Genomic DNA, 21,155 nt, shown 5'->3' with positions numbered 1-21,155 from the left:
TCACAACAATATTTAAAATTAACTTTTTTTGTTCAGTTCTAATAAATCATCGGCGTTTTTTTGAACATTCATTTCGTCGTACAAAATAAGCAAACCCAAAGGCAATCCCTGCTCTTCGGCTTGTCTTATAACGTTTTGAGCATACCTTTCGCCTGCTCCCCTCCAGTCTCCTCCCTGGTTGTACATTCCAAGGATTTGCACATAATTTCCGCCGTATCTCGTCTTCATCGCAGAAAGATACCAGCATCCGAACTTCACGTTGGTTTCTATGTCTTTTATGTTGTACGGGGTCTGTGACACGGCCTCTGAAATCAGCTTGGCCGTGGACGGAATTATCTGCATGAGGCCCGCGTCTCCTGACGATCCCACGGCGTCGTGCCTGAATCTGCTTTCAGCGAATATTACAGCCGCTATTACGTATGGATTCAGATCCGAGTATTGCGCGTTTTCGACTATCGCGGCGGCAATTAAATCGGCCGTGTCCGGCTTGATTCGCGATCCGGAATTCATAATGAAAACATAAATCTCTTCACGGGCTTTTTCCCAATATATCTCCTTCTCAAAGGATATATCCGGGACCGGTCCTTGTCCGATTTCTCTTGTTTTCGGCAGGGAATTAAATATCTGAAAGGCGAGAATTCCTGTCGATAAGACAGCCACAAATAATCCGGTGATTTTTTTCATAATCCCCTCGTCTCGACAAAATCGCCGAATTGCCGTTTCTTCAAATATGAAGCGACAAAAGAATCCTTGATTTTAGCGATTCTCAGAACAGGTTTTGAAAGGCTGGCGTTGTAAGTCGTCTCTATCGATCTTCCCTGTCCTGTGAAAATCACCACTCCGGTTCTTGAAACCTCTACGTCAAATTTTTCATCAACCGCCGAAAGGTCTATTCCGGGGGTTATACAGCCGGTTTCAACGAAGTCAATTATTCCCGAATCATTAAATTCTTTCCATTCCGTATCGAAGGCGGAAATTTTTTCCGAAACAGTCAAACATTCTATAAAAGTAACGTCGTTGAGCGCGGGGCCGGAATTTGCGGCAACCGCCACTTTATACCCGTTTCTCGCGAGAGCTTTGGACAAAAACACTATTCCCAAGGTAAAATCATGACCCGCGTTGTCCGCGAGCATAACACAGGATTTGTTCTTAAGTTCTGACAATTTATCGAATAAATCGTCCCTGTTTTTCGGATTTTTCGGATATGAAAAACCCAATTCTCCCTTCTTCCACATGACTGCGGTTTCGTAGTTGCCCATGTCGAAACAATTTCCAGCCAAAAGACACTCTACGGCTAAAGAAAAAAAACATCGGTTTTCTTCAGGCGCACCGCGCAGACTTTTGAGTAGTGTTATCGCTTCTTCGTTTTCTTTGTCCTTGATACTCAAAAAAGGATCGGGAACTCCTATCTCGTCCAAAACTTTTTGCCTCGTCAGCGTGACGCCGTGAACAGTCGCGTATTCACCGTCCAAAATCCCTCTTGATGCATTCGTCATTTTCTTTCTGTATTCGTCGGCTTTTTTTTCATTTTTTATGGATTCGATCAGATTCGCTATGAACTCAGTGTTGAGTCGAAATACTTCCGACCAGTGATTCGCGGCCGCGGGATCATTCCTCAGGTTCCAAAGTCCCGGCCAATAATCTTCAGGATTCAGCATTGAAGACAAAGGTTTCATTTTTTTTGAGCCGCCCTTTTCAAAATCTCTTTTTTGAGTTCATCGAGACCTTTTCCCGTCTTACCGGATATAATCCTGTATTTATCTCCGTTGGGATAAACGTCGCTGGGTGCGGCGTCTATTTTGTTGAGGAGTATTATCTTGTCTTTTTCACCGCATTTTATATTTTCGAGTATCTTTTCGACCGACTCAATCTTTACGGCGTAATTTTCTTCCGAAAAATCTGCCACAAGAAGCCTCAGGTCTGATTCGGCGACTTCTTCAAGAGTCGATTTGAAAGACTCGACAAGTTCGAAAGGCAGTTCTTCGACGAAACCGACTGTGTCCGAGATTAAAACGGTTTTCCGCCAGTCGCCGTGTTTCATCTGTCTCGTAGTCGTGTCAATCGTCGAGAACATCATATCGGAGGTTTTTGCCTGGGCTCCTGTGAGCGCATTGAGAAGCGTCGTCTTTCCCGAATTTGTGTATCCGACAAGCGAGACCCTGAATTTTCCGCTCCTTCGCTCTTTCTGCATCGCCAGCGAGGCTTTGTTCTTTTTTATTATTTCGTCGAGACAGGAAATCCTCTTCTTTATCGCCCTTTTTTCAGTTTCGAGCTTGGTCTCGCCCGGTCCTTTCGTGCCTATTCCTCCCGCCTGCCTCGACATGTAGTCGAAACCTCCGACTATTCTGCTGAGTTTGTGTTTCAACTGGGCAGTCTCGACTTCGGCCATGGCAATTTTGCTCTTGGCGTGATTTTTGAATATCTCGAGAATGATGTCTTTTCTCGTGCAAACTTCAAGGCCAGTCTCATTTTCTACATTCCTTATCTGAGATCCTGAGAGTTCGTTTATGAATACTAGAGAACTTGAGCCAATTTTTTCAGCGCAGTCTCTGACCTCTTCAATTTTCCCTTTGCCCGCATAAAACCTGCTGTCGGGCTTATCTCTGACCTGAAAAAACTTTTCCCTGACCTGCAATCCGAGAGTTCTCAAAAGACCGTCCATCTCATCGAGAAGGATGAGGTTTTTTTCCTTTTCTTTTTCCCCTTTTCCGCTCACTGCAATGGAAATGAAATTCTGCATTTACCACCTTTCTTTTTTATGAAATTAAACAGCATAAACAATGAATGAGAAAGATGTTTTTTACCGTCGTCAGGGTCTACACGAAATTTACCTCCGGGATTTTACAGGACAATGCCTGTTTGTCAATATCAAATCTCGAACGATTTTTTTAAATCTCTTTATTTGTACTGCATTAAACAAAACAATATTATTTCTATAAAAACGCGGGTATAATTTAAGTGATTTTTAATAGGTATATGTAAAAATTTCGTGTTTTTGAAAACGAGTTGTTTGGCTTTAACAAAAAGGAGGACAAAATGAGAACAGTGTTTGTTTTATTGTCGTGCCTGCTAACCCAGGTTTTGACAGCCGGCATAGCCGGCCCGTCTGACGGAGTAGGCTTTGCACCGGTGACATTGATTTCCGAACCCACCGTAACGGTTCCGGCTGGTTTCGACGCCGACCAGGCGACTCAGGAAATGTTAGCCGCGAAAGAATACGGCGACATTGAAAGGGCGAACGAACTTTCCCTTCAAATCAACCAGTTCTGGAAACAGAACAGAGTCGAAGAATTCGACCCTTCGACGACGGATCTTACCGGCACAGTTACAAGACAAAGACCCGAATCCGGTGACGAAACAGGAGAACCTTCTTCCTACGCTCCTTTCTGGGGAACGGACATAAGGATAGATTCGAGGGACAACTGTTATGGAGGCAACATAGTTTCTCTGAGCAACGGCGACTTGTACTCGATATTCGTCTATTATTCTTCGCCGAACTACTACAGAGTGACCAGAAGATCGACTAACGGGGGAACTTCCTGGTCTACGTGCAACGAAGTGTCATTTTCTATCGCAATTTACCACCCGAGGCTAAGCGTCGCCGACGACACGCTTATAATGTATTACTACATGAGAGACGGTTCAGGCAATTATCAGGCATGGGTAAAAACCGTTCTGCCGGGAGCGGCTCTTACGGACATTACCTACGGTTCACCCTCGGGAGGGTATATAACCGATTACATAAAAGATTTCGTAGTGACAAACGATGGACCGAATTACAACTCGAAATGGATTTTCGCGACCTGGACCCAGGGCCACACAACCGGAACAGACCAGACTTACGTCCGCTTTGCCAGATCAAGCGACATGGACGTCTCGACCTGGGAAATCCAGGACACAATCACCAATTCAAACGGCGATGGAATTTACTTCTACGAAACCGGTTTAGAAGTAGGCCAACTCGATAACTTGGTGCTCGTAACTTCTTTGCATCCGAGTGGCTGGCCGCAGTCATTCGATGAATACATAAGAGGTTACACTTCTTCAAACGGCGGAAGCGATTGGTCTTCGGTCATATATATCACTGACATGCACAACCACATGGACGAAAACCAGCCCACGATTGCCGGTTCTCACTATAATCATACCTGGTTCTGCATAGCCAGGGTCTCGGACACGACATATACAACCCAGCATCTCTACAACTACTATTCGACTGACAACGGAGCTACCTGGATCGAAGACGCATGGGTCACTGCTTACGACAATTGTTTCAAACCCTTCGTCTACATTGACTACTTGAGCTCCGACGTATTCGCAGTCTTCAGGATTGACCAGGCGAGTTCTGAGGAATTGCGCTACAAAGAAGGACACATATCTGCTCCGACTTCGTGGTCGACTTCCGTCGTCATAAACGACGATCTGACTAACCTCAGCTGGGATTACGGACCGAGGGTATGCTATGACTACGCAAGATCCAACGCCTGCGTCATGTGGACGGATTACCACAGTTCTGTGTACAGCGTGTGGTTTGACAGGACAGCCGTAACAGGAGTCGAAGAGGAACCAGTTATAGGCGACCTCGGAACCGAAACTTTCGCCGTATCCCAGATCGGAAGAAATTTCAGGATAACCTACTCGGTCGCATCTGCAGGCAATGTCTCCATTGACGTCTTCGACGTCACGGGAAGAAACGTAGCAAAAGTATTCGACGGAGTCAGGGAACCGGGAACCTACACATTGGATTTCTCACCGGAATTTGCTCAGGGATCATATTTCTTCACAATGAGCACGCCTGAGGGTACAAAGACCCGAAGGGCTTTCCTGGCTCAATAAGTATTTACTCAATCCGTTCTTAAAAAAGGGGCTTTATAGCCCCTTTTTTATTGCTGCTGTAATCCCTTAACTTTTTTATTGACCCAAAAAAAAAATTGCAATAGAATGCGTTTGACAAATTTTAAACCATTGCCGGGAGGAGGTGTCGAATTATGACAAAAATATCAGTACTCGGCGCCGAAAGGCTTTCGGCCCTGATCTGATCCCGTAATTTTTACGGGGTCGCTTCCGAAAACAAATACAAGAAAAATCCTACTCAAAGGGAGTCAAAGATGCACTTCTGGTTTGACGTTTGTAAAACTAAATATATTGACGCAGAAAATGAATGTAAATGTAAAAGCTTGGACCTCGGCCTCGTAATATCACAGGAGAGAGACAGATACAAAGTTCTGACATCTTTTGCCGAAATTACGGCTGAAATCTCCGGTAAACTCGAATATTTTGCTTCTACGCCGTTTGATTACCCCGCGGTCGGCGACCTTGTCGCCGTCAAAACTTGCTCTGACAATTCACCGGGCATAATACAAGAGATAATGCCGAGGCAGAATTTTTTAGCGAGGAAAGAAGCGGGATCGGGCAAAAAACCGACATATATTGCTTCCGGGCAGATCATTGCGGCGAACGTCGGAACGGCCTTCATTGTTCAGGGTTTGGATGGCAATTTCAATCCGAGAAGGATAGAGAGATACCTGACAGCGATAAATAACAGCGGAATAAGACCGGTCGTTCTTTTGAGCAAAAGCGACCTCGTCGAAGACGAAGAACTTTTCGAAAAGACAGACCTAATATTGAAAGCTGCTCCCGGAATTGCAGTTATTCCATACAGTTCTTTGAACGGAAACGGCATCGAAAGAATATTAAATGAATTGATAACCGGAGAAACATTCTGCCTGATAGGATCTTCAGGGACAGGAAAATCAACTCTCATAAACGTACTCGCCGGTGAACAAATTTTAGAAACCGCCTGCGTGCGTGAAAAAGACTCAAGAGGCAGGCACACGACTTCGAGGAGACAGATGATATTTCTAAAAGACAAAATCGCTCTCATTGACACTCCTGGAATGAGGGAATTCGGGCTTTTCGATGAAGACGCCGATCTAGATTCAGTTTTTGAAGAAATATCCGAGCTTTCAAGCCGGTGTAAATATGCGGACTGTACTCACGTTCATGAACCTGGTTGCTCTGTTCTGCAAGCTATTGAAGAAGGTTGTCTCGATCAGAAAAGATACAAAAGCTATCTGAAGCTCAGGAAAGAAATGGAATATGAATCAAAATTGAAATCATCGGCCAGAAACGATAAAAACGAGTGGGAAAAGAGAATCGCAAAACTCGCCAGACAGAGGAGAGATATAATCTATTGAGAAACTGTTTTTCAATTTTTTTTACATTTTCTTCCAATTGATATAGAATATTATTGTATCTCAAATCAACCCTAAAAAGGAGGTCAGATGCCGCTCCATTACGATCTGCTTTTTTCCGAAAACGCCAAGTGTTTCAAAAAGTCAGCCATCAGAGAACTTCTCAAACTGACGGCAAAACCCGAGATAATATCATTCGCCGGAGGACTTCCCCACCACGACACATTTCCCATAGCCCATCTGAAAGGCATTGTCACGGAACTTCTTCACAACGAAGGAAAAAAAATACTCCAGTACTCGACGACCGAAGGAGATCAGGGTTTAAAAGAAGAACTGTGCAAATGGCTGGCAAAAGACAACATAAAAGTGACTCCGGATCAGATGCTCGTAGTCAGCGCCTCCCAGCAGGCACTCGATCTTGTAGCGAGGATTTTCCTCAATCCCGAGGACACATGCATAGTAGGGCTTCCGACGTATCTCGGATTTCTTCAGTCGGCAAGCGCCGTCCGGGGTACAATGATAGGAGTTCCTCTTGATGACGACGGGATAATAACCGAACAGGTGAGGGAACAGATAAAAAGACTCGTCAAAGAAGGAAAAAAACCCAAATTCATATACGTCATCCCCGATTTTCAAAATCCGGCAGGAGTTACGCTATCTCTTGAAAGAAGAAAGCAGCTTCTCGAAATAGCCAAAGAATTCGACGTTCTGATAATCGAGGATTCTCCATACAGAAAGTTGAGGTACAGCGGCAAGCCTATCCCAACAATTTTCGAACTCGACGACGGGAAAGGATACGTCGTCACTCTTTACACTTTTTCGAAAATTTTCCTGCCCGGTTTCAGGCTGGGCTGGATTGTGGGACCCAAACACGTAATAGAAAAAATGATCCTGGCCAAACAGGGTATGGACCTATGCACTTCCCTCTTTACTCAGGCTATAGCGAGAGAATACATCAAGGCCGATCTGTTAGACGAGAGAATAGATAAAAACATTGAACTCTACAGCAGAAAAAGATTGAAAATGCTCGAAGCGCTCGAAAAGTACATGCCCAAGATGGACGGTTTGTCCTGGACCAAACCCGACGGCGGGCTTTTTCTGTGGGTCACCCTTCCTGTGTCCATGAGCGCGGACAGAATGTTTTACGAGGCCATAAAAGAAAACGTAGCCTACGTCATAGGCAGTGCATTTTACTGCGACGGCGGAGGCCAGAACACTATGAGGCTGAATTTCTCCTACCCCTCGGAAGAAGAGATAGATACCGGAATTCAAAGACTGGCAAAAGCCATAGAGAAGGAAAAAGAAAAAATTGACAGTGGACTGAACAACGTAATTCCCCAATCCCCTTAACAATCACTCCAGTGGAATTACCATCCGGGAGCTCGGCACGAGCTCCCTTTTTTCAACTTCCATGCCCCCTATCAATACTCTGACAGTAATCGTCTTGTCGGAAAGTTCGCGGTTGTCGTATTTTACGTAAAGAGTTCCGGGAACAAGATTTCTCAGGTCTACGGAAATGCTTGACGGAGGAATGGAAGTTCTCAGAACCGGCGCGTCGAAATAATTGGATCTTATGTTCACCGAAACAAGGTCGGAAGAATCAATGTTTTCAAAACGGCATGTCAGTCTGCCCGGGTCTTTATGGGATTTTCTGTAAAAAAATGCAAATGAAAAAAAAATCAGACACGGCACTATCACAGCAGTGCCGATAAATACTTCTTTTTTTCTTCCCAAAGCCATTCTATATTTAACAACTGAAGGAAAAATAAATCAACTTCAATGAGCTACAGTTTTTTTGATCACACGGCTGACGTCGGAATTGAAGCCTGCGGAAAAACTCTTCCAGACCTTTTCTCCGATGTAGCCGAAGCCTTGTCTTTCATTATGAGCGCTCCAGTTAATAAGAAGCCTGACGGAACGCTTTTTTTTGAAATTGAATCGGAAGGGGTCGAGAATCTTCTCCTTGATTTTGTTTCTGAAATCATTTTTCTGACCGACTCTAAATGTATTCTGCCGCGCGGATTCAAATCTTTGAAAATAATAAAAACTGAAAAGGACAGGTATTCACTGAAGTCTCAAATGAATTTCAATGTAATCATACCGGGAACAGAACTGGGAAACAACATCAAAGGCGCAACATATAACGGATTGTCAGTCGAGAAAAAAAACGGCAGATACTACGGAAGGATTGTCCTCGATGTCTGATCCCGGACTGTGTTTTTTATCCGCCAACACATACGAACTTACCCAAAAAAAAGGCATGAACGTCCCGGGAAGGATTTACGCCAACGAAAGAATACTCCGAGGTCTTGATGAAAACGTGATGAATCAGATCGAAAATGTCGCATCTCTTCCAGGCATTTTGTTATATTCTATAGCAATGCCTGACGCTCACCAGGGTTACGGCTTCCCAATAGGAGGGGTGGCCGCATTTCCCTACCCCGGAGGCATAATTTCACCCGGAGGCATAGGATACGACATAAACTGCGGAATCAGAATGATGAAAACGGGAGTGCCTCTGAAGGATTTCTCCAAAAAAATTTCCTGCATAACCGACCTGATTTTTCAAAACATACCTCTCGGACTGGGACAGGGGGCAATATACAGACCAGGAAACAAGGAACTTGCCCGGATACTGGATAAAGGAGCTGAATTTATCGTAGAAATAGGTATGGGAGAGGAGACTGATCTTGAAAGATGCGAATCCCGCGGACATCTGGCGGAATCTGATCCCGGAGAAGTTTCACAAAAAGCCGTCGAGAGGGGTTCTTTTCAGCTCGGAAGTCTGGGATCAGGCAATCATTTCATCGAAATAGACGCAGTCGGAGAGATACTCGATGAAAAATTCGCGGGAGCCGCAGGCTTGTTCAAAGACGAAATCGTCATCCTTATACATTCAGGTTCGAGGGGACTGGGTCACCAGATAACAACAGATTGGGTAAGAATTCTCGAGAAAGAAACTCGTAATAAAAACATCTTTCTTAAAGACAGACAGCTTGTCTATACACGATCGGACGAAGAAAACGGAAAAAAATATTTCGCCGCGATGAACGCCGGAGCCAATTTCGCATTCGCCAACAGACAGCTGATGACTCACAGGATCAGAACTGTCCTAAAAAAGAACATTTCAAACAGCTTGACTTGCGAACTCGTCTGCGATTGCTGTCACAATATAGCAATGATAGAGAATTGGCGCGGCAGAAAAATCATGGTTCACAGGAAAGGAGCCACCAGAGCCGACAGTCGAAAAATGACCTCTTTCGGCGGCGGGCTTTTTTCTTCACCCGTCATTATTCCCGGTTCGATGGGATCAGGTTTTATTCTCTTGTCTCCCGAAGACAAATGCGAGGAAACATTTTTCTCGCTTCCCCACGGATCGGGAAGACTTTTGAGCCGAAAACAGGCGACAAAAAAATTCAGGGAAAGCGACATTAAAAAACAGTTGATGAAAAAGGGAATTTATGTTAAAAATAACTCTCGTGAAGGCGTTTCAGAGGAAGCGCCGGAAGCTTATAAAGGATTGGAAGACATCGTAGAAACAGTGACAAAAGCTGGGCTGACCCGGGAGATACTCAGGGGTAGGCCGCTAGGAAACATCAAAGGATAAAACGGGAGGTAACAGATGACACAGCGTAATCCAATAATGGTCCTCATTCTCGGATGCGTAACCCTTGGAATATACAATTTGATTTGGTTCTGGCAGACATGTTCAGAACTCAACGCCAAAGGCGCTACGGTTCCGAATCCCATTCTTCTTTTCATACCCGTAGTCGGTATATTCTGGCTTTGGAAATATTCCGAAGGCGTGGAAAAAGTAACGGCAGGCGCCCAGACCGGCGTTATGGCTTTCATTCTTTTCTGGTTCGTAAATCCGGTCGGAATGTTCCTCACTCAGCAGAAATACAATGAAGTAAAGTAAAAGAGCGGCAGAAATGATTCAATACCTGAACATACTTGCCCAGACTTCAGAAACTGACGCTACAGACGCCGCAGGCGCCTTTGGCGCAATGGGCATGGTATGCTGTTTTTGGATTTTTTACATTCTGCTTATCATTGGTTCGTACGTTTATTATTCCATGGCTTTGATGACTATTGCGAAAAAGCTCGGAGCCACGGAAAAAGCATGGTGGGCATGGATTCCCATACTCAATGTGCTTCTTATGCTCGAACTCTCACAGCAGCCGACGTGGTGGATAGTGCTTTTCATGATCCCCTTCGTCAACATTGTCATCTCGGTTATGGTATGGATGGCAATAGCAGAAGCGAGAGGAAAACCGAGCTGGTGGGGTATCATGTTCCTCGTCCCCGTGATGAACATCATCGCTCCGGGGTATATAGCTTGGTCTGAATAAACTTTAGGCGGAGCGTTTTTCGCTCCGCCTCTTTTTTTCTCAAAAATCAAGGAATGTTAGAGTTGAAAGAACGGACAGTTATAGAAAAAATCAAATCTCTGAAAAAAGAGAAAGATTTCCTGATTCTCGCTCATAATTATCAGCGCCTTGAGATACAAGAGGCGGCTGACATGGTAGGAGACTCGTTCGAACTCTGCAAGACGGCTCATTCGAGTCAACAAAGCAATATAGCGATTTGCGGCGTCAGCTTCATGGCGGAAACCGCAGCTGTACTGAACCCGGAAAAAAACATTTTCTCACCCGAAAAGAACGCTCATTGCACAATGGCCGAAATGCTGAAAGAAGAAGACGTCCTCCAGATAAAAGAAAAACACCCTTCTGCGGCTGTAATGTGTTACATAAACTCGACCCTGGAATTAAAATCCGTAAGCGATGTAGTTTGTACAAGTTCAAATGCGGTCAAACTTGCAAAAAGGCTCGGAAAAAAGGAAATTATTTTCGTTCCCGACAAGAATCTGGGCAATTACGTGGCCGGTATATTGAAGGACTTTGATATCATTACCGCTTCAGCTTTTTGCTACGTTCATCATGAAATCTATCCGGAAGACATAAAAAAAACCAGAAATGATTGTCCGCAAGCTTTGGTTCTGTGCCACCCCGAATGTCAGGAACAAGTCACCTCCATCTGCGATTTTGTAGGTTCGACTTCAGCTATGCTTAATTACGTGTCCGAAAGCTCAGAAAGAGAATTCATAGTCTGCACCGAAGAAGGCCATCTCGATAGATTGAGGACCTTACACCCGGACAAAAAATTTATTGCGCCATTGTTTCCGAGACTGTGTTACGGAATGAAAAAAAACACCCTCGAATCTTTGATTGAGACTCTCGAAAACCCGGGAAATCCGTTGTCAATACCCGCTCAACTTGCAGAAAAAGCGAGACGGCCTATTCTCAGAATGATGGAGTTGTCGGCCTGAATGGAAGAAAAAGGAATCATACAGGAGATTCTCAATGACGGCAGATACGCTGTAAGGTTTTACGTCAATCCTGAAGCGTGTTCCTGCTGTTCAGCTTACGGCAGCTGTGTCGTTAAAAAAAACCAGGAACTTGTGCTTTCCGGCCCATCCGGTCTCAGGGTCGGCCAGGAAGTCAAAGCTGTTTTTCCTGTTTTTTCGAAATCTTACCGCCTTTTATTGATTTTTGGATCACCAGTTGCTGTTTTTTTGACTGTTTTTTTAGTGCTACAAAGAATCTTTTCCGCTGATCTACCCGCTCTCACCGGGGCTTTTGCCCTTTCAATCTGCGATTTTATTGTCATGCTCATTTTTTCAAAAAAGATGGAAAAAAAAATAATTAAAAATATAAGCATCAGCGCTACATCGTGAAAGGCGTAAAGTGAAAGAAACATCAAACACTATAAAAACCATTGACGTTCCTGTCTCAGGCGAGCTCACGCTTCTCGAAAACCCGGTTAAAAAAAGAGACTACCTGATCGAGATAGAAGCTCTCGAGTTCACGTGTCTGTGCCCAATGACAGGACAACCCGATTACGCTGTAATTTTCATTGCTTACAGACCTAATGACCTGATATTCGAACTCAAATCCCTCAAATTGTATCTTCAAACTTTTCGCGATCGTGCCGTAACCCACGAAGAAGCAGTCAACGCTATATTCGACAAAATCGAGTGTTCCGTAGAACCTCGCTGTCTTGATGTCAGGGGTCAGTTCTCCATAAGAGGAGGCATAAAAACAACTGTTACAGTTCAAAGCCCTCACGAAAAATCAAGGAGGAAAGATTGATAGGCCAAATTTATCCGAGGCATAGAATGTTCAAAACTACAGCCTGGCAGGCGTGGGCACTCGGCTGGCGTTTTGTTTTCTTTTGTTATTTTTTCGCCACAACCGCTTTCATTCTCGGATTGGGCGCGTCGTGGGTTTGGTTCGCGGTTTTTATGCCTCCGGCTATTTTCTATCATGTCTTGGGCTCATGTCTTTGGAACGGAAAACAGTGGACCAGAAAAGCCGCTATATCAGAACATGCAATCGTCGGAATTGCGGAAGCCGCTTTTGTCGTATTTCTTTTTCTGAAAGCTCCTCAAACACCCGGATGGAAAGATTTCTCTTTTCTCGCCGCAAAGGTTGCCGCTGTCGACATAATTCTTCGCTTGGCGGCGTTGAGTTACTTGATTAAAAACAAGGATTTCCCGAAAAATTGCGTGAAAAGCGATAAACAGTCTACCTGATTCTCAGGCTTTTATGATCTATGTCGGCCTCGTCCTTGAAACAAAGCGTATCCGAAATGATTTCTACGTCGTATAAATTGATGATCTCATCGGAAGTCTCAATTCTCAGTGAATTCGAACCTGCGATAGAAAACACGCCTGTTATTGTGTCTTTCCCGTTCAATGAGATTATTTTTATCGAATCGTCATCCGTAAATTCTATATAAATCTGATCGTCTTCCCAAAGACCGACGATATCTTCTTTCAGAGAGGAAAACCCGGCAATTGTATCCCTGATGGAAACTGAAGTGAGGGTGACGAGTCTGTCGTCGCAAAGATGGATTTCAACAGGACTGCCCCTAAACACCTGGTCGGAGATCTCCTCAGCCATCATTTTACAGGTTTTGATGTATTCCGCATCTTTGTCGTAACCTTCTTTAACAGGAAATCTCACTTGATACGTCTCCCAGACTTTCAGAACCTGCACTGTTTTCACCGGCGCGTCCTTGTCGAACCACCCCGCGTTTTTCAGATATTCACCGAGCGCGAGTGCGTCCTCTTCCATCACAGGGCTTTTGTAATAAAGCTCACTGCCGTTCTCGTACGTTATTTTTTTACCCCACGAGTTTTCGAAACTGCCAAGAGCCAAAACAAAGAAAACGGCAATTCCCGCTATTGAAAGGATTGTTCTTGAAAGGTTATTGCTGTTCATGCGCTCGTCTCTCTTTTCTGAAAGGATTCAGTGTGATAAATGGCACTGCTGAAAAAACCGCAGTAAAGGCAAGGTCAATTCCGTCAAACGTTCCTGGAAACAAACCGTTGATCTGTGCAATTTCCGAAACAACTCCTATAATAGGACCAGCCGCGAACCATAAATATCTTCCTTTGGCGTTTTTCCACAAAATGAGCAGATATGCGGTAAGTGAATAAATCCACAGTGCATTTGGAAGGCAGAAAACGAACCAATAAGGGTAGGCGGCGTTTTTGATCGGATGTGAGGATCTGATGCTCTCAATAAAACCGTAAAATCCCAGTGATTCAAACCACTTGAACATCGTCAGATTATCTGTTCTTAAAAGCACATAGATAGCTCCGCCCAGGGAGAGAGGAAGAACTATGTGCAAACCGAACAGCAGTATATTAAAAAACCTCTTTTTCATCACCTGCCTTTCGAATCATATTATTGTAAATAGAACCCTCCCGTCAAATCAAATTGAATTTAAAAAAAATTCAGCTGCATCTCTGATACCTTCATTTTCCGAACGTATGTATTTCTCTGCGAAAACCTTTCCTCTGTCGTCTTTCTGAAAAGCCAATACAATTAATGCATTTCTGATCAGTGCTTCAATCCTTAGCCATCCGGCGTTCAGCTGAGATCCTTCAAAATAATTTTTTCTGTATTCGGCCGGATTTTCCAAAAAACACAAAATATCCGCTTTCGCGCCCAAAACACCCCTGAAAGGCCTGTGAAGCGATACAGAAGATTTTTCGTTGAAGGGGCATTTTTCCTGGCATTCATCGCAACCGAAAAACCTGCCGCCCCAAATTGCTTTTATTTCATACGGTATCACCGTGTCTCTCTGAGAAAGTTCCTGCAGGCAGGTGTTCCTGTAAAATCTGAAAAAAGATCCGTCATCTTTGAAGCAATTTGCCGGACATTTATCTTTGCACGTCCTGCATTCTCCGCAGAGAGAATCCTGAACCTGAGACGCGGGTAATTCTGCCCCAGATAGAAAAAGAGCTATCAAAACGTATGATCCCAGCGTCTTGTTGATGAGAAGTCCGTTTTTTCCTCTGAATCCCAAACCAGCTTTAAAAGCGAAATATTTCTCGTCGAGCGGTCCGTTGGAGTACACATTTGAAACCTTTTCGCCTGTGATCACGGAAAATTTTTCGGCTATTCGCTTCATTTTTCTGCGAAGAAGGTGATAGTAATTTCCCCGCACATACCGCGCCAGGATTCCATATCCTGATTCAGCATCTTCTCTTTCTTTAGTGTTGTACGATATTATTCCCGCCACGACGCTTCTGGCCCAAGGTCGAACGAGGCGCGGAGAATGGAATCTTTCATCCGGCACGAACTGGCCCTCGTAATGGATTTTCCTGTTGTAGTTTCCCTCGACAGGCTCCGCATCAGTGAAGCCGATTCCGTCCAGCCTCATTTCATCGGCCAGTTCTCTCAAAAGGTTCCCGAGGCTCTCCGCTGTCATTGTTGCGCGTCCCGTTCTCAGTCAGATTTCTTTACGGACACGGATCTGATTTCCTTGACGGTGCTTTCCTCAACCGTCAGCGAAAGCTTGTCGAAAAAAAACACTTCGTTCGATCCGGGTATGCTTCGTTTTAGATCTAGAATGTAACTCGATACAGTGCAGTCGCCGTCGTAATATTCCCTCGACAAGTCCAGATCGTACAAATCGGCCAATAAACCCAGTCTTGTTTCGGATCTGAAAACAAAATCACCGTTCTTTTTCCTTTTTAATACGAACGGATTTTTTCCGCTAAGATAAAATATGTTAGAAAAGCAGAGTATGAGATCGACCCTCGTCAGTATTCCCGTCACCTGACCATACTCATCGACGCAAACAGCAAGGTCGTCTTTTATGTCGCTGAATATTTCCAACGCTTTGATGAAAGAGGCTTTTTCATACATGAAAAAGGGGGGTCTGGGGGATTTTGTACTTTTTTTCACTGAATCCCTTATGTAGTAAACTCCGCGGACATCGTCAATGTTCTTGCCTATTGACACAATTTTTGAATGCCCGGTTTTTCTGTATACGCTGAGAGCTCCTTCGTATCCGTTTTCTTCTTTGCAGAAAGCCGCTGATTTTCTGGGTTTCATGAGAGCGGAGACTTTCAGCTTCCTCAAAGCATCGACGCCTCCTTCGAGTATCCTTGAATGCGGAGCCAGCATTCCTTCTCTCGAAAAATCTCTCACTGCGTTATCAAAATCAGAAACTCTTCTTTCACCGGTATATCTTACGTTAATTACATCAAGCATTTTAGAAGAAAAAGCGTTTATAAAAACAGAAAACGGCTTGAGAATTACAGAAGAATAATAAATAAAAGGAGAAAGAAACAAAATCGAAGAACTCGAGTTAATCTTACTCAGGCTCTTGGGGATGATCTCTCCGAGTAGAAGTATCACGGCAAAATCGAAGATCACGGAATATACCGCGTTGTGTTGTTTAAAGACAATATCGAAAAGGCTTTCAGTCAAAGTGCTCATTGCGACTATACAAATGTTCATTCCGACAAGAAGTGCCGAAAGATTTTCCTCGACCTTCCCCAGTATCTTCAGGGCGGATTTTTTCCCCCTCGAACCGGTCCCGGCGACTTTTTCGGATCTAGCGCTGACCAATGCGAGCTCCGATGAAGTGAACATTGCCAGAAGAAGAAGGCACAGGCATACGAGGGAAGAATAAACGATCAGCGTCATCATTCCTCCTGAAAAACACTTACTTTTACAATTTTGTTTTTCTTCACCTTTTCAACCCTGATACCTTTATCACCCAAAACGATTTCATCGTTCTTTTTCGGTATGTCCTTAAAATTTTCAAGGATATATTTTCCAACCGTTTTATCGGCCAGAGCAGGATCTATATAGAAATTTAGTGATTCAGATATTTCCCTCAAAGTGCATTCTCCGTCAAATTCTGAATTTTTGAGGAAGATTTCTTTTTTCCTGATCTTTTTGGATTGGCTATTATCCCCGAACAGATAACCCAGTATGTCGTCCTCCGTCACTATTCCGGATGTCTGTCCATACTCATCCTTGACGACAAAATATATGTCGCCCGTTTTATTCAAATCGTCTATTATGGCCGTCAGTTTCGCAGAGGTGGGAACAAAAGTCGCCGGGTCTACCAGGTGTTTAACGGAGTCACCGTCGCCGATTCCTCTGGAAATGCACTTGGACAGGTCTAACGTTCCGGCTACATCGTCGAGATTTTTATCGTATACGAGAAGGGTTTTGACAGTTGATTTTTTAAAAACCGACTTTGCCTCCTCCCAGGTGGCGTCCTTTTCTATTGACGGAATACGCTGCCTTGACCTCATGATATCTTTCGCCTCGGTCTGGTTCAAGGACACCAGAGAATACGTCAGTTTCCATTTAACCGAGTCGTTGGTCATTTCCGAATTTCGCGCTTTGTGCAGTAAAAAAAGAACTTCCGAAGGAGAAAGAATCTCACTCTGTCTGTCTTTTAAAACGACTTCCAGAAACAATTCGAGCGGTTTTATGAAAGGATAGAGGACAAAACCGAGGACGTAAACAAAAGGGCTGAGGGCAAAGGCTGTCTTCATGGTTTTTCTGATTGCGAGCAGTTTGGGCCCGAATTCACCGAATACAAGCAAAAGAATCGTCACTGCCGTTATATTAAAGACGACGGTTGCGGTGTCACCCTCCGTTTTGTGAAAAACGGCCAGCACTATCCTGAAAGACAATACCGACAGAATTATATTGACGACTGTATTGCTGAAAAGAAGAAGCGGCAAGGTGAAATTTGGTGAAAAATAAAGCCTGTGAAGAGCTTTTCCCTTGAATCCTGAATTTCTGCATGAATTAACTGCGTAGGAAGGGAGCGAAAATATTGCGGTTTCTGAAGCAGAAAATGAAGCCGACAGAAATAAAAGTGCAAGGCAAGCTATCAGAGAATACACAGAAGTTTTTCCTCTTTCAGCAGAGAAATCAACTCTTCCTGCTTTTTCCACATGGTCTTTCTGCCGTGCGGCGTAACGTCTTCGAAGCCCAGAAGGTGCAGAAAACCGTGAACAATGACTCTTGTCAATTCTTCGCCGGCGTCAACTCCAAAGCTGATCGAATTATCTCTGACACTATCTTCGCAAATAACTATGTCCCCGAGATAATCGTCCGTAAAACCCTGAAAAGAAATCACATCGGTGACATACTCTTTTTTTCTGTACCGTTTGTTGAATTCCATTATATCAGTTTTACTTACAAAAACGAGGCTCAAAGAGGGATTTTTTACGGACAGGTTGTGAGCCGTTTTAAGTACTAACTTCTTTATCCGGGTCTTGTTCTTCAGCTTCCCCGGGATTATCTTTATCCGGTTCTTCATTTCTCTTGTTATCAGACGGGTATTGAATTCTCGGATGATACAGGCTGACCATCTGTCTGACGAACACGTCCTCTGCCTGATGAAGTTCGTACATTGACAACTCCGAATCCTTCAACTGACCGTCATTAATTCTTCTTTCAAAAATCGATTTTATCTTGTTCCTTATGTCATCTTCTGAAGGATTTTTAAGACTCCTGCACGCCGCTTCAATGCTGTCTGCCAGCATCACGATAGTAGCTTCCTTGCTTTTGGGCAAAGGTCCGTGATACCTGAATTCAGCTTCGTCTATGTCGGGACCGCCGATGTTCTTGGCGATAGAGGCTTTATGCAGAAACACTTCCATAACATTCGTCCCGTGATGTGTCTCTATGAACTCTCTTATCTCTGAAGGTAATTTGTGCTTGGCTGCAAGAATTTTACCATCCTCTACGTGCTTTCTCAGCAGACGCGCACTTTCCCTCGGTGATATGCTGTCGTGTATGTTCTTTCCGGTGACCGACTGGTTCTCTATGAAATTATCCGGGTTTTCAATTTTTCCGATATCGTGATAATAAGCACCGACTTTAGTCAGCACGGAATTGGCTCCAATTGCTTTTGCAGCGGCTTCGGCTATGTCTCCAACTATCAGTGAATGATACTTAGTACCCTGAGCTTCGCGAGCCATTCTGTAAAGCAGAGGCTGATTGTCGAGAGAAAGTTCCAGAAGCTTCATGTATGTGACAACGTTGAAAAGTCTTTCAAAAAGAGAAATCAGTCCGAGAGCGAAAAACACGGATAAAGTAGAGCTTATGAATGAGACCAGAACAGAGTTCCAAAACGCTTTGACAGGAAGATCTTCCGACAGAAACAAGGCAAAAGAAATCAGCACCATACTTGCAAACATTGCGATGAGTGCGGTGTAGAAGCTGGATCTTCTGTGTATCTTGCGGGAAACAGCAATTACGGACGCACTGCCCGCTACGAGGACGAGAAAGAGATTGAGGGAGAAATTCCAGTATACCGCCGCCAGTACAGACAATATTATCACCCCTATTATTGCTTCCAAAGGACCTATCAGAAGAACTATCAGAAATCCTCCAAGAGCGACGGGAGCGAGAGCGATCAGATTGTCTCTGAAATTTTCCGAAGGGAACTGCGGGGCGAGGTCATTCCCGGAGGGGCCAAGGTATTTTATCAAAACACAAGTAGTCACTGCCGTCAGAAAAACAATAAGTATAAAAAGCAGCATCCTCGATTTTGTTTTCCACGTTTTGGGGCAAAGGAAAGAAATGAAGAGAAACGAGAGAAAGAATACAACGGCAACTGTTATGACTCTTCCCGCGACATCTTTTATCCTGTATCTGGCTTTACCGAGAAGGTTTATTATCTGCGGATCGTCTTCTCCGACAAACTTTATAAGAGATTCAATTTTAACCGAATCCTCGGAGGTTATCTGCTGGTTTTGCCGGAGAATTTCGGCTCCTTTGCTGACTTTTACACCCGTGTATGGATCTATGGAACGAAGGGCCGAGTCGATTTTTGAGTTTGTCCAATTCTTGTCATAAAATAAATTAACCTCGGCGATTTTTCTCAAAGCGTTTCTCAACAAAAGAGTGTCTTCTTTCCTGTACGCAGAATACGCCAGAATCGCATCGCTGAGCTGATCAACGCTGAATAGCACGGATGCCTGAGGTTTTTGTGTTTGAGTTATTCCGTCTGGTTCAATAATAATTATCGTTTTCTGCCTGTTTTGAGTAAAATTTTCACAGATGCCTATGGACACTACGGTGTCAATCAACTCGCTCAAAGATTTGGAAAGATTTAAAACATTGCGCGAATCGAGAGTTCTGCATATACTGTCAAACTGGTTTTTAGTCAGATTTCTCGGCTGAAGCCATTCATAGAAGGCGTTTAAATTTGTTTCCCTGAACAAAGGGGGTTGAAAATTTCCGTATGAATCAATTTCGAAATATCTCAGACTGCAAGAGTCGAGAAAAAACATGAAAGTGTCTCTTTTTGCGAGACTGCGCCCGTAGACGTCAGTTTTGTTCAATACTGGTGTCACTGTGTCTTTTACGTACGCCGATTCCGCGGACAGGCTTTCACTTGATTTCAAGACCTTGAACTCGACAGGAGAAAGTATGGTCCTGTCAGAGACATCTCCGGGTATGAATGTCAGAGATTTTCTCGAAGGAGGATGTGAGATTATCTCTGCCGTAAAAACTACGGCAATTATCGAAAAAAATCTCCAGCCGAAAAAAGCTGTATTGTATTTATTTATTTTCATTCGCTTCTTCGTACGCCTTAATAATTTCTTTTACCAATCTGTGTCTCACTACGTCTTCCCGGGTTAAAACCGATATTCCAATACCGTTTATCCCTCCCAGAAGCGATTTTATCTCGACAAGACCGGATTGACCCTCTATTAAATCACTTTGAGTGACGTCTCCGCATATTACTGTTTTTGAGTTTCTGCCCAGTCTTGTCAAAAACATTTTCATCTGCGGAGGAGTGGTATTCTGAGCTTCGTCGAGAATTATGAAGGCTTCGTTAAGAGTTCTGCCTCTCATGAATGCCAGTGGCGCGACCTCTATCAGGCCGAATTCTATGAATTTCTTCATTTTATCCTTTGACAAGGTCATCTCGAGTGAATCGTACAGAGGCCTGAGATAAGGCTGAACTTTTTCTATCAGATCTCCCGGCAGGTATCCGAGATTCTCTCCGGCTTCAACCGCAGGTCTGGTCAGAATAATTTTCTTTATTCTCTTTTCCGTCATCATTTCAACTGCCTTGGCAACGGCAAGAAATGTTTTACCTGTTCCTGCAGGGCCTATGCATATTGTCAATTCGCTCCTGTCAATTTCCCTGATGTATTTATTTTGTCCTTCGCTTCTCGGGTAAATCTTTATACAGGGCGTGTTTATCAGAGTTTTGTTTTCTGACGATTTTAAATTTCCTTTTTCCAACACATCCATAAAATCCGTCTCGTCTCTCAATGAACCTTCTTCAATGCATGATATCAAGTTGTACACTGCTTTCGAAGCCTCTTTGATCGATTTTTCGTCTCCTCGTATTATAACTTGTTCTCCGTGCAAAAAAAACTTGCAGTCAAATTTAGATTTTAAAATTCTGAGGTATTCGTCTCGGGGTCCGACAAATGCGAGAGCCAGTTTGCTCGGAAGGTCTATGAATATCTCTGCCATGTTATAAAAAAAAGGGGAGAATTTTCTCCCCTTTTTCATCAAAAATCCAGGAAATTAATTACCTGCCGACCTGCGACCTGTACTTTTCCCAAACTGTGGGATCCTGATTGAGCTTGAACTGCTGTTT

23 protein-coding genes are annotated in these 21,155 nt (G+C 43.9%); 11 read left to right on the top strand and 12 right to left on the bottom strand.

Going from position 1 to position 21,155, the window contains the following annotated elements:
• Nucleotides 1-18 precede the first annotated feature (18 nt).
• The 3 genes from JXL83_05335 to hflX are packed head-to-tail and all read right to left on the bottom strand — an operon-like array spanning nt 19 to nt 2,740.
• Complete coding sequence (locus tag JXL83_05335) at nt 19-684, bottom strand: transglycosylase SLT domain-containing protein (protein MBN2363534.1); 666 nt, start codon at nt 682-684, stop codon at nt 19-21.
• Nucleotides 681-1,676: a DUF89 family protein gene (locus tag JXL83_05330; protein MBN2363533.1), complete on the bottom strand. Its 996-nt coding sequence runs from the start codon at nt 1,674-1,676 to the stop codon at nt 681-683. The genes JXL83_05335 and JXL83_05330 overlap by 4 nt, the downstream gene beginning before the upstream one ends.
• A complete protein-coding gene (gene hflX, locus JXL83_05325; protein ID MBN2363532.1) occupies nt 1,673-2,740 on the bottom strand; it encodes a GTPase HflX in 1,068 nt (355 codons plus the stop codon). The genes JXL83_05330 and hflX overlap by 4 nt, the downstream gene beginning before the upstream one ends.
• 296 nt (nt 2,741-3,036) lie before the next feature.
• Here hflX and JXL83_05320 point away from each other — a divergent pair, with 296 nt between their 5' ends.
• The 3 genes from JXL83_05320 to JXL83_05310 all read left to right on the top strand — a co-directional run bounded on the left by JXL83_05320 (nt 3,037) and on the right by JXL83_05310 (nt 7,544).
• Nucleotides 3,037-4,836 (top strand): hypothetical protein, encoded by a 1,800-nt coding sequence (locus JXL83_05320; GenBank protein MBN2363531.1) that lies wholly within the window; start codon nt 3,037-3,039, stop codon nt 4,834-4,836.
• A gap of 272 nt (nt 4,837-5,108) precedes the next feature.
• Nucleotides 5,109-6,197, top strand: a complete 1,089-nt coding sequence (rsgA, locus tag JXL83_05315; protein MBN2363530.1) for a ribosome small subunit-dependent GTPase A — start codon at nt 5,109-5,111, stop codon at nt 6,195-6,197.
• 87 nt (nt 6,198-6,284) lie between these two features.
• Nucleotides 6,285-7,544 (top strand): PLP-dependent aminotransferase family protein, encoded by a 1,260-nt coding sequence (locus JXL83_05310; GenBank protein ID MBN2363529.1) that lies wholly within the window; start codon nt 6,285-6,287, stop codon nt 7,542-7,544.
• A gap of 3 nt (nt 7,545-7,547) precedes the next feature.
• Here JXL83_05310 and JXL83_05305 read toward each other — a convergent pair whose 3' ends face one another.
• A complete protein-coding gene (locus tag JXL83_05305; protein ID MBN2363528.1) occupies nt 7,548-7,934 on the bottom strand; it encodes a hypothetical protein in 387 nt (128 codons plus the stop codon).
• Between the two features lie 39 nt (nt 7,935-7,973).
• Here JXL83_05305 and JXL83_05300 point away from each other — a divergent pair, with 39 nt between their 5' ends.
• The 8 genes from JXL83_05300 (at nt 7,974) to JXL83_05265 (ending at nt 12,789) form a co-directional block, all read left to right on the top strand.
• Nucleotides 7,974-8,399 carry an archease gene (locus JXL83_05300; protein MBN2363527.1) on the top strand — a complete coding sequence of 142 codons (426 nt, stop codon included), beginning with the start codon at nt 7,974-7,976 and terminating at the stop codon, nt 8,397-8,399.
• On the top strand, nt 8,392-9,801 hold the full coding sequence (locus tag JXL83_05295) for an RtcB family protein (protein MBN2363526.1): 1,410 nt from the start codon (nt 8,392-8,394) through the stop codon (nt 9,799-9,801). The genes JXL83_05300 and JXL83_05295 overlap by 8 nt, the downstream gene beginning before the upstream one ends.
• A gap of 15 nt (nt 9,802-9,816) precedes the next feature.
• On the top strand, nt 9,817-10,113 hold the full coding sequence (locus tag JXL83_05290; GenBank protein MBN2363525.1) for a DUF4234 domain-containing protein: 297 nt from the start codon (nt 9,817-9,819) through the stop codon (nt 10,111-10,113).
• Nucleotides 10,114-10,126: 13 nt separating this feature from the next.
• Entirely contained in the window at nt 10,127-10,546 is a 420-nt protein-coding gene (locus JXL83_05285; GenBank protein MBN2363524.1) for a hypothetical protein, read from the top strand.
• A gap of 62 nt (nt 10,547-10,608) precedes the next feature.
• Nucleotides 10,609-11,523, top strand: coding sequence for a quinolinate synthase NadA (gene nadA / locus JXL83_05280; GenBank protein MBN2363523.1), 915 nt, complete (start codon nt 10,609-10,611; stop codon nt 11,521-11,523).
• On the top strand, nt 11,524-11,931 hold the full coding sequence (locus tag JXL83_05275) for a SoxR reducing system RseC family protein (protein MBN2363522.1): 408 nt from the start codon (nt 11,524-11,526) through the stop codon (nt 11,929-11,931).
• 10 nt (nt 11,932-11,941) lie between these two features.
• Nucleotides 11,942-12,346 carry an NADPH-dependent 7-cyano-7-deazaguanine reductase QueF gene (gene queF, locus JXL83_05270; GenBank protein MBN2363521.1) on the top strand — a complete coding sequence of 135 codons (405 nt, stop codon included), beginning with the start codon at nt 11,942-11,944 and terminating at the stop codon, nt 12,344-12,346.
• Nucleotides 12,343-12,789, top strand: a complete 447-nt coding sequence (locus tag JXL83_05265) for a hypothetical protein (protein ID MBN2363520.1) — start codon at nt 12,343-12,345, stop codon at nt 12,787-12,789. The genes queF and JXL83_05265 overlap by 4 nt, the downstream gene beginning before the upstream one ends.
• On the opposite strand, the gene JXL83_05260 is transcribed toward JXL83_05265, so the two are convergent.
• Genes JXL83_05260 through JXL83_05225 form a run of 8 tightly spaced genes read right to left on the bottom strand, consistent with a single transcriptional unit; the run spans nt 12,782 to nt 21,028 of the window.
• Nucleotides 12,782-13,480: a hypothetical protein gene (locus JXL83_05260; GenBank protein ID MBN2363519.1), complete on the bottom strand. Its 699-nt coding sequence runs from the start codon at nt 13,478-13,480 to the stop codon at nt 12,782-12,784. The genes JXL83_05265 and JXL83_05260 overlap by 8 nt on opposite strands.
• Nucleotides 13,467-13,928: a hypothetical protein gene (locus JXL83_05255; protein ID MBN2363518.1), complete on the bottom strand. Its 462-nt coding sequence runs from the start codon at nt 13,926-13,928 to the stop codon at nt 13,467-13,469. The genes JXL83_05260 and JXL83_05255 overlap by 14 nt, the downstream gene beginning before the upstream one ends.
• Nucleotides 13,929-13,976: 48 nt before the next feature.
• Complete coding sequence (locus JXL83_05250; protein ID MBN2363517.1) at nt 13,977-14,978, bottom strand: DUF1730 domain-containing protein; 1,002 nt, start codon at nt 14,976-14,978, stop codon at nt 13,977-13,979.
• Nucleotides 14,979-14,995: 17 nt separating this feature from the next.
• Nucleotides 14,996-16,204, bottom strand: coding sequence for a DUF21 domain-containing protein (locus JXL83_05245; GenBank protein ID MBN2363516.1), 1,209 nt, complete (start codon nt 16,202-16,204; stop codon nt 14,996-14,998).
• Nucleotides 16,204-17,478 (bottom strand): DUF21 domain-containing protein, encoded by a 1,275-nt coding sequence (locus tag JXL83_05240; GenBank protein MBN2363515.1) that lies wholly within the window; start codon nt 17,476-17,478, stop codon nt 16,204-16,206. Before JXL83_05240 ends, JXL83_05245 begins: the two co-directional genes overlap by 1 nt.
• The gene (gene ybeY / locus JXL83_05235) at nt 17,415-17,846 is read right to left on the bottom strand and encodes an rRNA maturation RNase YbeY (GenBank protein ID MBN2363514.1); all 432 of its coding nucleotides are present in this window, start codon (nt 17,844-17,846) and stop codon (nt 17,415-17,417) included. The genes JXL83_05240 and ybeY overlap by 64 nt, the downstream gene beginning before the upstream one ends.
• Nucleotides 17,776-20,112: an HDIG domain-containing protein gene (locus tag JXL83_05230; GenBank protein ID MBN2363513.1), complete on the bottom strand. Its 2,337-nt coding sequence runs from the start codon at nt 20,110-20,112 to the stop codon at nt 17,776-17,778. The genes ybeY and JXL83_05230 overlap by 71 nt, the downstream gene beginning before the upstream one ends.
• Entirely contained in the window at nt 20,099-21,028 is a 930-nt protein-coding gene (locus tag JXL83_05225; GenBank protein MBN2363512.1) for a PhoH family protein, read from the bottom strand. Before JXL83_05225 ends, JXL83_05230 begins: the two co-directional genes overlap by 14 nt.
• Between the last annotated feature and the right edge of the window lie 127 nt (nt 21,029-21,155).

It is taken from the genome of candidate division WOR-3 bacterium (assembly GCA_016934535.1).
GTDB lineage: Bacteria > SDB-A > SDB-A > SDB-A > SDB-A > JAFGIG01.
This window is presented reverse-complemented; position numbering and strand designations above follow the sequence as displayed.